13 protein-coding genes are annotated in these 12,088 nt (G+C 74.4%); 7 read left to right on the forward strand and 6 right to left on the reverse strand.

The window, feature by feature from the left end:
- Positions 1 to 103 precede the first annotated feature (103 nt).
- Positions 104 to 697, forward strand: coding sequence for an exonuclease domain-containing protein (locus AC07GB_RS37525; protein ID WP_478853640.1), 594 nt, complete (start codon positions 104 to 106; stop codon positions 695 to 697).
- Between the two features lie 98 nt (positions 698 to 795).
- Positions 796 to 1,782 carry a fibronectin type III domain-containing protein gene (locus AC07GB_RS37530; RefSeq protein ID WP_478853642.1) on the forward strand — a complete coding sequence of 329 codons (987 nt, stop codon included), beginning with the start codon at positions 796 to 798 and terminating at the stop codon, positions 1,780 to 1,782.
- Positions 1,783 to 1,831: 49 nt separating this feature from the next.
- On the opposite strand, the gene AC07GB_RS37535 is transcribed toward AC07GB_RS37530, so the two are convergent.
- Positions 1,832 to 3,466, reverse strand: a complete 1,635-nt coding sequence (locus AC07GB_RS37535) for an amidase (protein ID WP_478853644.1) — start codon at positions 3,464 to 3,466, stop codon at positions 1,832 to 1,834.
- A gap of 113 nt (positions 3,467 to 3,579) precedes the next feature.
- A complete protein-coding gene (locus tag AC07GB_RS37540; protein WP_478853646.1) occupies positions 3,580 to 4,206 on the reverse strand; it encodes a PadR family transcriptional regulator in 627 nt (208 codons plus the stop codon).
- A gap of 172 nt (positions 4,207 to 4,378) precedes the next feature.
- Between AC07GB_RS37540 and AC07GB_RS37545 the strand changes: the two genes are divergently transcribed.
- Complete coding sequence (locus AC07GB_RS37545) at positions 4,379 to 4,831, forward strand: nuclear transport factor 2 family protein (RefSeq protein WP_478853648.1); 453 nt, start codon at positions 4,379 to 4,381, stop codon at positions 4,829 to 4,831.
- 33 nt (positions 4,832 to 4,864) lie between these two features.
- On the opposite strand, the gene AC07GB_RS37550 is transcribed toward AC07GB_RS37545, so the two are convergent.
- The 3 genes from AC07GB_RS37550 to AC07GB_RS37560 are packed head-to-tail and all read right to left on the reverse strand — an operon-like array spanning position 4,865 to position 7,553.
- Positions 4,865 to 6,223, reverse strand: coding sequence for an aldehyde dehydrogenase family protein (locus AC07GB_RS37550; protein ID WP_478853650.1), 1,359 nt, complete (start codon positions 6,221 to 6,223; stop codon positions 4,865 to 4,867).
- Positions 6,220 to 6,855: a TetR/AcrR family transcriptional regulator gene (locus tag AC07GB_RS37555; protein ID WP_478853651.1), complete on the reverse strand. Its 636-nt coding sequence runs from the start codon at positions 6,853 to 6,855 to the stop codon at positions 6,220 to 6,222. The genes AC07GB_RS37550 and AC07GB_RS37555 overlap by 4 nt, the downstream gene beginning before the upstream one ends.
- A gap of 2 nt (positions 6,856 to 6,857) precedes the next feature.
- Entirely contained in the window at positions 6,858 to 7,553 is a 696-nt protein-coding gene (locus AC07GB_RS37560; RefSeq protein ID WP_478853653.1) for a type 1 glutamine amidotransferase domain-containing protein, read from the reverse strand.
- A 142-nt stretch (positions 7,554 to 7,695) separates the two neighbouring features.
- Between AC07GB_RS37560 and AC07GB_RS37565 the strand changes: the two genes are divergently transcribed.
- The 4 genes from AC07GB_RS37565 (at position 7,696) to AC07GB_RS37580 (ending at position 11,365) form a co-directional block, all read left to right on the forward strand.
- Positions 7,696 to 8,661, forward strand: a complete 966-nt coding sequence (locus AC07GB_RS37565; RefSeq protein ID WP_478853655.1) for a LysR family transcriptional regulator — start codon at positions 7,696 to 7,698, stop codon at positions 8,659 to 8,661.
- 168 nt (positions 8,662 to 8,829) lie between these two features.
- Complete coding sequence (locus tag AC07GB_RS37570; RefSeq protein ID WP_478853657.1) at positions 8,830 to 9,333, forward strand: hypothetical protein; 504 nt, start codon at positions 8,830 to 8,832, stop codon at positions 9,331 to 9,333.
- A gap of 155 nt (positions 9,334 to 9,488) precedes the next feature.
- Positions 9,489 to 10,232, forward strand: a complete 744-nt coding sequence (locus AC07GB_RS37575; protein WP_478853659.1) for a sugar phosphate isomerase/epimerase family protein — start codon at positions 9,489 to 9,491, stop codon at positions 10,230 to 10,232.
- Positions 10,229 to 11,365, forward strand: coding sequence for a Gfo/Idh/MocA family protein (locus AC07GB_RS37580; RefSeq protein WP_478853661.1), 1,137 nt, complete (start codon positions 10,229 to 10,231; stop codon positions 11,363 to 11,365). The genes AC07GB_RS37575 and AC07GB_RS37580 overlap by 4 nt, the downstream gene beginning before the upstream one ends.
- 26 nt (positions 11,366 to 11,391) lie before the next feature.
- Here the strand turns inward: AC07GB_RS37580 and AC07GB_RS37585 are convergent, their stop codons facing one another.
- On the reverse strand, positions 11,392 to 11,982 hold the full coding sequence (locus AC07GB_RS37585) for a PadR family transcriptional regulator (RefSeq protein WP_478853663.1): 591 nt from the start codon (positions 11,980 to 11,982) through the stop codon (positions 11,392 to 11,394).
- Positions 11,983 to 12,088: the final 106 nt, after the last annotated feature.

Genomic DNA, 12,088 nt, shown 5'->3' on the forward strand with positions numbered 1-12,088 from the left:
TCGTGCCTGCGGGCTCGCAGGTCACCCGATCGCCGATGATGGGCACCGCGGCCGCGCCGACCGGCGCGCACCCCACCGCGCGCAGGGCAAGGAGAGCGACATCGTGTCCACCTTCGTGGTTTTCGACCTGGAGTTCACCACGTGGCCGGGAGCACAGGAAGAGGACTGGTCCGCCCCCGGGCAGCTGCGGGAGATCGTGCAGATCGGGGCCCTGCGCCTCGACGCGGACCTCTCGGTCGTGGAGGAGTACGAGGTGCTGGTGCGGCCCGTGGTCAATCCGCGGCTCTCGGCGTTCTTCAGCGAACTCACCGGCATCGGGCAGGAAGCGGTCGACCGTGACGGCCTCTCCCCCGCCCGGGCCCTCGGCGACTTCCTGGGGTTCTGCAAGGGCCGGACCGTGCTGTCGTACGGCAACGACATGGTCGTCCTCGGGGAGAACGTGGGGTGGGCGCGGGCACGCGGCGAGCGGATCGCGAGCAGCTATCTGGACGCCCACTTCCTGAACGTGCGGCCCTGGATCAACGCCCTGGCGCCCACGACGACAGGCGTGAACGTGGGGCGCCTGTGGCAGGTGCTCGGCCTGCCCGAACCCGCAGCCGGACACGAGCATTCGGCGCTCTTCGACTGCTACTCCTTCGCGGCGGCCCTCAGGCACCTCCGCGCCGCCGGAGTCGCGCTGTCGGAGGGGTGCCTCTGACCTCAGGGCCTCGCCCGATCCGCCGCCCCTCTTGATGTGCCCCGGTCACCCCTGACAAATTGGTCCGGACCAATTGCCGTCGAGTGGAAGGCACCCCCGTGCGACGGACCCCCCACACGCGTCACCTGCCTCCCGTCTGCCTCACCGTCACCGTCGCCTGTCTGTTGAGCGCCTGCGCCTGGGGCGGTGAGGAGGGGGGAGGCGCCGCGCCCCCGGACGCGCCGCGCGGGGTCACCGTGCAGGCGGGCAGCGCCACGTCCGTGCACGTGATGTGGAACCGGTCCACCAGCGGCGGCGACGTCAGCGCGTACGAGGTGTACCGGGGCACCACCCGGGTCAAGCGCGTACCGGCCGCTCAGCACATGGTCGACGTCACCGGGCTCAAGCCCTCCGCCACGTACACGTTCTCCGTCCGGGCGCGCGACGCCGACGGGAACCTCAGTGCCGACAGCAAGAAGCTGACGGTCACCACTCCGGCCGCCGCCGCGGCCGACACGAAGGCGCCCACGCGCCCGCGCGGGCTGCGCGGCGAGGCCGAGGGCGGGCACGCCGCGACCCTGTCGTGGGGCGCGTCGAAGGACGACCGGAGCGTGGCCTCGTACGAGATCTACCAGGGCACGACGAAGATCCACAGCGTGGGCGGCGGCACCACGGACACGCTCATCACCGGGCTGCGCCCGGGCAGGACGTACACGTTCACGGTGAAGGCGCGGGACGCCGCCGACAACTTCTCGCCCGCGAGCCCCTCCGCGCGCGTGACCACATCGGGCAGCAAGGACAGCGGGCGCGGCACCGCGCCCGCCGACCTGCGCGCGACCACGCGCGAGAAGGACGGGGCGTACTACGTCGACCTGTCCTGGAAGCCGCCTCGCACCGGCGGCGCGGTGACGGAGTATCAGATCCATCTCGACGGCAGGAGCGCCACCTCGCTGGTCTTCGGCGGCACGGTTCCGCAGGGCCGGGCGAAGCACAGCTTCTACGTGGGCCGGAAGCCCGGCGACACGCACCGGGTGCGGCTGCGCGCCAAGCTGCCCGACGGCACGTGGGGCGGGTACTCGGCCGAGCGCACGGTCACCACGCGGTGAGTCCGTGGGTCACCACGCGCGCCGGGGCGCGCGTGGTGACCGCGCGGTCTCAGCGGGCGCTGTCGGGGCCCACCGTCGGCAGGTAGCGCGGAGCCCGCCAGGCTCGCAGCCGCCGCTCCACGGCGGCGCCCAGCGACAGGAGTTCGGCGTCCTGGTGGTTTCCGGCCGTCAGGAGCACGCCGACGGGCAGCTCCTTCACGAATCCGGCGGGCACCGACAGGGACGGGTAGCCGGCGACGGCCGCCGGGGTGGAGGACGGGATGACGTCGTTGTCGCCCCGCGCGCAGTCGGTGGTCCAGGCGGGCGGGTTCGTCGGCGCGGCGATGGCGTCGAGGCGGTGCGCCGCCATGGTCTCGTCGATGGAGCGCCGGGAGAGGTCCTTCAGCTCGGCGCGCATGGCCTGGTAGGCGGGGTCGGTGGTGGGCGGCGCCACGAGCGCCTGCTCGAACAGCTCCTGCCCGGCGAAGCAGGTCCGCTCCGCGGCGTGCGTACGGTTGAACTCGATGAGGCCCGCGAGGTCGCGCGGGCCCTTGCGGGTGGCGAGGTAGGCGTCGATGTCGCGGTGGAACTCGCTGAGCAACGCCGGGAATTCCAGCTCCGCGAGCCGCTTCTGGTACGGGGGCGTCACCTCGACGACCTCGGCCCCGGCCTTCCGCAGCTGCTGGGCGGTGCGCGTCATCACGGCGTCCACGTCCGGGCCAAGGTCGGGCAGCCGCCACAGGCCGACGCGCTTACCGCGCAGGCCGTCCGGGCGCGGCTCGGGCGCCGCGGCGGGACGCGCGCCGTCGTCGCCGCTGAGGACCGCGAGTGTGAGCGCCGTGTCGACGACGTTGCGCGCCATGGGGCCCGCGGTGTCCTGCTCCGCGGAGATCGGGACCACTCCGGCCTGGCTGACCACGCCGAGGCTGGGCTTGAGGCCGACCACTCCGTTCATTCCGGCCGGGCACACGATGGAGCCGTCCGTCTCGGTGCCGATGGCCACCTGTGCCAGGGACGCGGCGAGGGCGGCGCCCGAGCCGGAGGACGACCCGCAGGGGTTGCGGTCCAGGACGTACGGGTTGTGGGTCTGGCCGCCGACGGCCGACCACCCCGATGTCGGCTTGGCCGCGCGGAAGTTGGCCCACTCGGACAGGTTGGTCTTGCCGAGGACCACCGCCCCGGCCCTCCGCAGCCGCTTCACGAGCGGGGCGTCCGTGTCCGGCGGGCTTCCGGCGAGGGCGAGCGACCCGGCCGTGGTCGGCATGGAGCGGGTGTTCACGTTGTCCTTGATGAGGACGGGGATGCCGTCGAGCGGGCCGCGGGCACGGCCCTCGCGGTGCCTCTCGTCGCTCGCGGCCGCCTGGCGCAGGGCCGTCGGGTCGGTGCGGAGGACCGCGTTGATCTTGGGGTCGACCGTGTCGATCCGCCGCAGATAAGCGGAGGTCAGCGCCTGCGAGGTCAGCGAACCCGCCGCCATGCGGGCCTGTAGCTGAGGGATCGTCACCGTGTTCAGGTCGACGCCGATCCCGGCGCTGCCTGCCGGGGCGCGGGGGCCGTCCTCGGCCTGCACCGGCGGTGTGCCCGCCCAGAGCGTGCCCGCGACGAGAGCCGCCGCGACCGTGGCAACACCGGTTCTCCGCAGGCCCCTTGCGCTCCCCGTCGTCGCCGGGCTCCGTGTAGCTCTCGTACGCCTCGTGTTCCGCATGCTCCTCATGAGACCTAGCCGACTACAGGGCGACGGACCCGCGCAAGGGCATCGCGGGCCGTACTCCGGGGCAGGGCTCGCGGGCCCCGGGGGCCGCTCCGGAAGCGGCGCCCTCAGGCTTGCGCCCGGCCGCTCCCCCGCCGCGCGGCCTCCTCGCCCCGCGCGGCCTCCTCGCCCCGCGCGGCTTCCTCGCGCCGTGCCGCCAGCAGGTCCGCCGCCCGCTCGCACCACTCCCGCGTCTCCCGCTCGAAGGCGAGCCCGCGCAGGCACGTCAGATACGGCCCGATCCGCTTGCCCGTGCGCAGGAACTCCTCCTCGTCCAGGTCGCCGCGCAGCCGTCGCAGGAGCGCGCCGAGGACCTCGGTCTTCGCCTCGGCGACCGCCGCGCGCTCCCGGAGCTGCGCGATCACGGGTGCCGCGTCGACGCCGTCCACCGCCTGCACCTTGACCAGCAGGTCGTCGCGGATGAACGACGGCTTGGCGGTGTCCGCGGCGAACCGCTCCAGCTCGGCGACGCCCGCGTCCGTGACCGTGAAGAGGCGCTTGTTCGGCCGCCCCTCCTGCACCACCTCGCGCCCGGCGACCAGGCCCTCGCCCTCCAAGCGGGACAGCTCGGCGTACAGCTGCTGCGGCAGCGCGTGCCAGAAGTTGGCCACGCCGATGTCGAATCCCTTGGCGAGCTGATAGCCGCTGAACTCGCCGTCCAGCAGCGCCGCAAGCACCGCGTGCCGCAGGGCCATGGGCTTCCGCCTCCCCTTCTCGTCGCGCTCGTCGCGTTCCTCGTCCGCTCTTCCCTTTGCCGTCGGACTCCCTCATCATAGTCAACGATCTGACTAGTCAGATTATTGACTATGAAGGCCGGGGCCCGACTCCGGCGCCGCTGCCCGACATCGACCTTCAGGAGGTTCCCCTGTGACCGCGAACCGTCTCGCGTCCGCCGTCGACCGCTTCCGCGCCGCCGTCGAGAAGCGTGAAGTGGCCGCCCTGGAAGAGCTGTTCACTCCGGACGTCCGCTTCTACAGCCCGGTGAAGTTCCGGCCCTTCGAGGGCCGGGAGATGGTGCTCGGCCTGTTCGGCGTACTCCTGCGCACCTTCGACGACTTCCGGTACGTGGGGTCCTTCGAGGGCACGTCCGAGACGAGCGCCGACGGGGCCGAGGCCCCGTCGGCGGTCCTTGTCTTCCGTGCCACCGTCGACGGCAAGGAGATCCACGGGATCGACCTGCTGCACGTCGACGAGGACGGCCGGATCAAGGAGTTCACGGTGATGGTGCGCCCCCGGTCCGCCGTGGAGCACCTCGGGCAGGCGGTGTACGCGGGCCTCGTCGCCGACGGTCTCGTCCCGCCGCTGCCCGAGGGAAGCTGAACCCCCGGGCGGCCCCCGGCAGCCCCGGTCGTCTCAGCCGAGCGGAACGTCCAGGCGGGCCTTGCGGTGGCTGAAGACCGCAATCGAGTGCGGGCCGTGGTAGGCGCCCATGCCGCTCTCGCCGACCCCGCCGAACGGCAGCTCGGGGACCGAGAGGTGGGCCATCGGCAGGCCGAAGCCGAGGCCGCCCGACGACGTCTCCGCGGCGATGCGCTCACGTGTGGTCGCGGACTCGGTGAAGGCGTACAGGGCCAGCGGCTTGTCCCGGTCGTTGATGAACGCGATCGCCTCGTCCAGGTCCGCCACCTCGACGATCGGCAGGACGGGCCCGAAGATCTCCTCCCGCATGACCGGCTCGTCGGGCCGCACCCCGGCCAGGACGGTCGGCGCGATGTACTTCGCGGCCCGGTCGGTCTGCCCGCCGGTGACGACGCGGCCCGAGCCGAGCAGCCCGGACAGGCGGTCGAAGTGCCGCTCGTTGACGATGCGCCCGTACGCGTCCGACGCCGCCGGGTCCGCTCCGTACAGCTCCTCGACCGCCGCGGCCAGGTCCGCCGCCAGGGCGCGGGCCGTGTCCGGGTCGGTGAGGACGTAGTCGGGCGCCACGCAGGTCTGGCCCGCGTTCGCGAACTTGGCGCGGGCCAGGCGCCGCGCGGTCTCGGCGGTGTCGACCCCCGCGTCGACGAACACCGGTGACTTGCCGCCGAGTTCGAGCGTGACCGGCGTGAGGTGCTCGGCGGCGGCCCGCATCACGATGCGGCCCACGGTGCCGTTGCCGGTGTAGAAGATGTGGTCGAAGCGCTGCGCGAGCAGTGCCGTGGTCTCGGGCACGCCGCCCTCGACGACCGCCACGGCGTCGGTGTCCAGATAGCGCGGCAGCAGGTCGGCGATCAGCGCTGAGGTGGCGGGGGCCAGTTCGCTGGGCTTGACGACGACCGCGTTGCCCGCGGCGAGCGCCCCGGCGACGGGTACGAGGAGGAGCTGGGCGGGGTAGTTCCAGGGCGCGATCACCAGGACGACGCCGAGCGGGTCGTACTGCGTCCCGGCGCTCGCCGCGTCGCCGAACACGCCGCGTACGTCGACGTCCTGCGGGCGCAGCCACTCCTCCAGGTGCTCCAGGGTGTGGTCGATCTCGCGGATCGAGAAGTCCACCTCGGAGCGGTAGGCCTCGGCGCGGGGCTTGCCCAGGTCCGCGTGGAGCGCGTCGGCGAAGTCGTCGCGGTGCTCGGTGAGCAGGGCCCGCAGCCGGGTGAGCTGCCGCTCGCGCCAGTCGAGGGGGCGGGTGCGGCCGGCACGGAAGGTGGCGCGCAGCTGGGCGACGAGTGCCGCGGGGTCGACTGAATCGACGGGGGCGACGGGGGCGACGGGGGCGACGGGGTTACGGTCGTTCATGAGGTCCTCTGGAAGGTGTGGAGCGGTGGGTCGGGGTGGGGCAGCAGCCCCGTGAGCAGGGCGTCCGCGGCGGGCCGCAGCAGGCGGGCCGCGTCGGGCGTGGTTTCCAGGCCGACGACGAGCGCGAGGCAGATGTCGGCGCACTGCGCGGGCGTGGGGACAGGGGCCGCGGCGGCCTCCCCCGCTTCCGGCCGGGGAGCGGCGCGGCCCGCCGCCGCGTCACGAGCCGCGGCCGTGAACTGCTCCGTCAGGAGCGCCCGCAGGCGGGTCGTGAACGCGTCGCAGATGTCGCCGGACAGGCGCGCGCCCGGGTCGAGCAGTTCCACGGCGTGCGGGGAGCGGCCGGTGAGGTCCAGGACCAGGTCCAGCTTCGCCGCGAGGATGCCGTGGACGCGCTCGGCGGGCGGGGCCCCGGCGACGGCTGCCGCCTCGGCCCGGGCGAGCGCCCGGTCGTGCAGGCGCAGGGCGAGCCGGCGGACCGCGTCGTCCTTGCCGCGCACGTACTGGTAGACCGCCGACCGGGACACCCCCATCTCGCGGGCGATGTCGTCCATCGTGGTACGCCGCACGCCGTACCTGCTCAGGCACGCGTACGTCGCGTCGAGGACCTCGGAGAGACGGTCGGCGGCCACGGTCAGCCCAGCGCCTTCACGATCTCGGCGGCCAGCGGCGCGGCGGACGCCGGGTTCTGGCCGGTGTACAGATTCCGGTCGGCCACCACGTACGGAGCCCAGGGCTCGCCCTCCTGGAAGTCGACGCCGAGCGCCACGAGCCGGTCCTGGAGCAGCCACGGGGCGCGGTCCGCGAAGCCGGACTGGGCCTCCTCGGCGTTCGTGAACGCCGTCACGCGGTAGCCCGCGAAGGGCGATCCGCCCTGCTCGCCGACCGTGGCGAGCAGCGCCGCCGGGCCGTGGCAGACGATGCCGAGCGGCTTGCCGGAGGCGAGGGCATCACCCAGGAGGGCGCCGGACGCGGCGTTCACCGCGAGGTCCTCCATCGGGCCGTGGCCGCCCGGGTAGAAGACGGCGGCGTACTCGTCGAGCCGCACGTCCTCCAGGGCGACGGGCTGCCGCAGGGCGGTCGCGCGCTCCAGGTCCGCGGCGATCGCGGCGGCGTTCTCCTCGCCGCCGTTCAGCTCGGGGGCGAGGCTCGCCGGGTCCATCGTGGGTACGACGCCGCCGGGCGTCGCGACCACCACCTGGTGGCCCGCCTCGGTGAAGGCCTGGTAGGGCGCCGAGACCTCCTCGGCCCAGTAGCCGCTCGGGTGCGCGGTGCCGTCCGCCAGGGTCCATACGGCGGAGCCGGTGACCACCATCAGGATCTTCGCCATGCCTGCCTCCTCTGTCCTCTGCGTCCTCTGCCGCCGCTGATACGTACCGCTGCACGTACTGACGTTTCGTACGCGAAGTGTCAGCGCGTCTCGTCGTCGACGGTAGACCCGCCTCCCATAGAGATCCAATAGGATCTTCGGCATGCCCCATAGGGATTCCAATGCCTCGGGAGCCGAGGGCCTGAGTGCCCCGCAGGGCCCCCGCGCGCCGCTCGACCTGTCCTTGCTGCGCACCTTCCTGGCGGTGCACCGCTCCGGCTCGTTCACCGCGGCGGCGCGGCTGCTCGGTCTGTCGCAGCCGACGGTGACGACGCAGGTCCGGGCCCTGGAGCAGCAGCTGGGCCGGGAGCTGTTCGAGCGGCGGCCGCGCGGGGCGGTGCCCACGTCGGTCGCCGACGAGCTGGCCGCCCAGGTGGCGGGCCCCCTGGACGCCCTCGCCGCGGTGGCGGACCGCGGCCCGCTGGCCCCCGAGCGGACGCCGGACCCGGTGCACCTCGCGGGCCCCGCCGAGCTGGTGTGCGCCCGTGTCCTGCCCGCCCTCGCGCCGCTCACCGACCAGGGGGTGCGGCTGCGGGTGACCATGGGCCTCACCGACGACCTCCTGGACGGGCTGCGCGGCGGTCGCTTCGACCTGGTGATCTCCACGATGCGGCTGCGCGGCCGCACGCTCAGCGCGGTGCCGCTCGCCGACGAGGAGTTCGTGCTCGTCGCCTCGCCCGCGTGGGCGCGGCGGATCGGCCCGGAGCGGGTCGCGGCCGACGGCCCCGCCGCGCTGCGCGGGGTGCCGCTCGTCGCGTACGCCGAGGACCTGCCGATCGCCCGCCGCTACTGGTGGCACGTCTTCGGTGAGCGCCTGACCGCGCGGCCCGCCCTCACGGTGCCGGATCTGCGCGGGGTCCGCTCGGCGGTCGTCGCCGGGGCGGGGATCTCGGTCCTGCCGCGCTATCTGTGCCTGGAGGAGCTGGCATCGGGCGCGCTGGTGCCGCTGCTGCTCCCGGAGGACCCGCCGATCAACACCGGCTATCTGGCGCAGCGCCCGGGCACGCCGGGCAACCCGCACGTCCTGCTCGTACGCGACCGGCTGTTGCGGGCGGCGCCGTCCTGGTGACGTCAGGTCAGGCGTCGGCCGGACGAAGGATCCCGTCACCTGCCCGGAGGCTGTCCGCATGCGGCGTGGCCCGACGGCACGTTGGCTCGTCGTCAGGTAGCACGGGCGATTCCCAATTCCGGCGGCGCATGGGACGTACCGCCTCCCGTGCCGCCGGAGGGCAGACTCATGCGTACGACCCGGATATCCCTTCGCTCCGGCCTGACCGTCGCCGCCGTCGCGCTTCCGCTGGCCCTGAGCGCCCCCGTGGCGCTCGCGGCACCGGGGATCACGGTGACCGTCAACGGCACCACCGTGCAGGCCACCACCACCGCCTGCCCCGGCGGGGGCAAGGCCGCGCTGCTCAGCGACGGCGCGGCCAACTTCGCCCAGGGCCGGCAGGTGACCCTGGCGGGCGGCAGCGCCTCCTGGCAGAACGCGACGCCCGGCACCCATACGGTCGTGGTGATCTGTCAGGACGGTACGACGGCGGGCTCGCAGACCGTCACGGTCGCCGGTGCGCCCACGACGTCGTCGACGACGGCTCCCGCGCGCGGGGTGCGCGGCGGCTTCGGCGGCGCGGTCGAGGACTACGGCACGGTGACGCTCGCCGCGGGCGGTGCCCTGGTCCTCGCGGCCGTGGGCGGCGGCGTGTGGTACCTGCGCCGCCGTACCGTACGTCATCACTTCTGACACCCCTTGCCCACCGGAGCCGGACAGCCGGTCCCGCTCCCCGACCCAGGCCGGGCCCTCGGGCCCGGCCTTCCTCGTGCCGGGCCGGGAAGCCGCGCTCTTGTCCACCGCGCCCGCGCGCCTTACCGTCCTCCCAGCCGACTGGGAGGGCCGCCATGCCACGACCGCTCAGCGTCCAGCTGTACTCCGTGCGCGAGCAGCTCGCCGCCGACCGGGCGGGCACGCTGGAGCGCCTCGCGGCGATGGGGTACGGCGCGGTGGAGGCCTTCGACGTGACCGACGACGCGGCGGGTCTCGCCCGGATCGCCGAAGACCTCGGCCTCGCCGTGTCGGGCGCGCACGCCGGGCAGGTGCTCGCCGGGGACCCGGGCCCCGTCCTCGACGCGGTCGCCGCGCTCGGCACCCGGCTCGCCATCGTCCCCGCGGGCTTCCCGCACGAGGACTTCACGACGCGTGAAGGGCTCGCCCGGGTCGCCGAGCGTCTCAACTCCCTCGCGCGGCGGGCCGCTCGGCACGGGCTCCGGCTCGGCTACCACAACCACTGGTGGGAGGTGGAGCCCCGGCTCGACGGGCGGCACGCGCTCGACGTGCTCGCCGGGCTGCTCGACCCGGACGTGTTCCTGGAGGTCGACACCTACTGGGCGGCGGTCGGCGGCGCCGACGTGCCCGCGCTGCTCGGCCGCCTCGGCGACCGCGTGGAGGCCCTGCACCTGAAGGACGGCCCCGGCACCAAGCACGACCCGAACGTCGCCGTCGGCGGCGGCACCATGCCGGTGCCCGAGGTCCTCGCGGCGGCGCCGGACGCCTGGCGGGTCGTCGAGTTCGACGCGTGCGCGGGGGACCTGCTCGGCGAGCTGGCCGCGAGCCGCGTCTACGTCAGCGCCCTGGAGGCGGCGTGAGCACGGGCCCGGTCGGCGTCGCGATCGTCGGCGCGGGCGTGATCAGCGCGGAGTACCTGCGGACCCTGAGCCGCTTCCCCGACGTGCGGCTCCTGGCCGTCGCGGACCTCGACCGGGAGCGGGCGGCCGGCGCGGCCCGCGCCCACGGCATACCGCTGCACGGCGACGTCCCCACCGTCCTCGCCGAACCGGACGTCGAGCTGGTGGTGAACCTGACGGTGCCCGCGGCCCACGCGGAGGTCGCGGCCGCGGCGCTGCGCGCGGGCAAGCACGTGTACGGCGAGAAGCCCCTGACTCCGACGCCCGCGGAGGCGGAGAAGCTCATCGCCGACGCGTCCGAGCGCGGGCTGCTCCTGGGCGGCGCGCCGGACACGGTCCTCGGCGCGGGTTTGCAGTCGGCCCTCCGCGCCGTCCGGGCGGGCCGCATCGGCACGCCGGTGGCGGCGACGACGGCGGTGCAGAGCCTGGGCCCCGAGTCCTGGCACCCGGACCCGGCGTTCTTCTACCAGGCGGGCGCGGGGCCCCTGTTCGACCTCGGCCCGTACTATCTGACGGCCCTGGTGGCACTGTTCGGCCCCGTGTCACGGGTGGCGGCGACGGCGGCACGGGCCCGCGCGCGGCGCACGGTCGGCTCGGGCGCCAAGGCCGGGCAGACGTTCCCGGTCGACGCGCCGACGCACGTGAGCGCGCTGCTGGCGTTCTCCTCGGGCGTGAGCGCCCACACGACGTTCAGCTTCGACAGCGCCCTGCCGCGCGTCCGCTTCGAGGTCATCGGCACGGAGGGCACCCTCGCCGTGCCGGACCCGAACACCTTCCGCGGGCCGCTGCGGCTGCGGCCGAACGGCTCCGACGACTGGCAGGAGCTGCCCGTCCACGGGCGCACGGACGGCCGGGGCCTCGGCGTCCTGGACATGGCCCGCGCGATCCGGGCCGGGGCCGGGCGGATCACGCCCGAGGTCCAGAGCACGCACCGCGCCTCGGGCGCCCTGGCCCTGCACGTCCTCCAGACCATGACGGCGATCACCGAGTCCGCCGCCCGGTCCGCGTTCACCCCGCTCGCCAGCCAGGTCGTGCCCCCGGCTCCGCTGCCCGAGGACTGGGACCCGACGGCGGCGACCCTCCCCGGGGCCTGACGCCCGCCGCGGGATGTCCGGCCGGGCTAGGCCTCACCCGCGCGGCCGTGGACCTCGTCGGCGGGCGCCGGGCCGCCTTCGGACGCGGGCGCGGCCAGCTCGTCGAGCGCCCGGTCCAGCCATCGCGTCCAGAACGTCTCCAGGTCGATCCCGGCCCGCAGCACCACGTGCCGCAGCCGGTCCTCGATCGCGTCGCTGCCGGGCGGGAAGTCGCGGCGCTCGATCTCCTCGTACTCCGTCAGTCGGCGCCGGTGCAGCGCAAGGTGGCGGCGCAGGTCCTCCTCGATGCCGTCCGTGCCGACGACGGCGGCCGCCCGCAGCCGCAGGAGCAGCGCGTCACGCATCGGCTTGGGGTCCTGGCTCGCCGCGGTCCAGCGCGACAGCTCGGCCCGGCCCCCGGGCAGCACCTCGTAACTCTTCTTCTGGCCGCGGCTCGCCGTGGCGGCGGGCAGGGCGCGGATCAGCCCGTCCCGCTCCAGCCTGCCCAGCTCGCGGTAGATCTGCTGGTGCGTGGCCGACCAGAAGTAGCCGATCGACCGGTCGAAGCGCCGGGTCAGCTCCAGGCCCGACGACGGCTTCTCGAGCAGGGCGGTGAGGATCGCGTGCGGCAGTGACATGCGGGCATCCTAGGGACGCGGGGGGGGGGGGGGGGGGGGGGGGGCGCGGGGGGTTACAGAGCCGTGGATAAGGCCCCTCCCTCCCTTGTGGTGCGTCTCTGGTTCT

The organism is Streptomyces sp. NPDC045778 (genome assembly GCF_056431945.1).

Bases quoted from the DNA above. Each gene is read 5' to 3' on its own strand.
- AC07GB_RS37535 (WP_478853644.1), bottom strand. From the start codon at position 3,466: ATGCGGAACACGAGGCGTACGAGAGCTACACGGAGCCCGGCGACGACG.
- AC07GB_RS37540 (WP_478853646.1), bottom strand. From the start codon at position 4,206: ATGGCCCTGCGGCACGCGGTGCTTGCGGCGCTGCTGGACGGCGAGTTC.
- AC07GB_RS37550 (WP_478853650.1), bottom strand. From the start codon at position 6,223: ATGAACGACCGTAACCCCGTCGCCCCCGTCGCCCCCGTCGCCCCCGTC.
- AC07GB_RS37560 (WP_478853653.1), bottom strand. From the start codon at position 7,553: ATGGCGAAGATCCTGATGGTGGTCACCGGCTCCGCCGTATGGACCCTG.
- AC07GB_RS37565 (WP_478853655.1), top strand. From the start codon at position 7,696: ATGCCCCATAGGGATTCCAATGCCTCGGGAGCCGAGGGCCTGAGTGCC.
- AC07GB_RS37570 (WP_478853657.1), top strand. From the start codon at position 8,830: ATGCGTACGACCCGGATATCCCTTCGCTCCGGCCTGACCGTCGCCGCC.
- AC07GB_RS37575 (WP_478853659.1), top strand. From the start codon at position 9,489: ATGCCACGACCGCTCAGCGTCCAGCTGTACTCCGTGCGCGAGCAGCTC.
- AC07GB_RS37585 (WP_478853663.1), bottom strand. From the start codon at position 11,982: ATGTCACTGCCGCACGCGATCCTCACCGCCCTGCTCGAGAAGCCGTCG.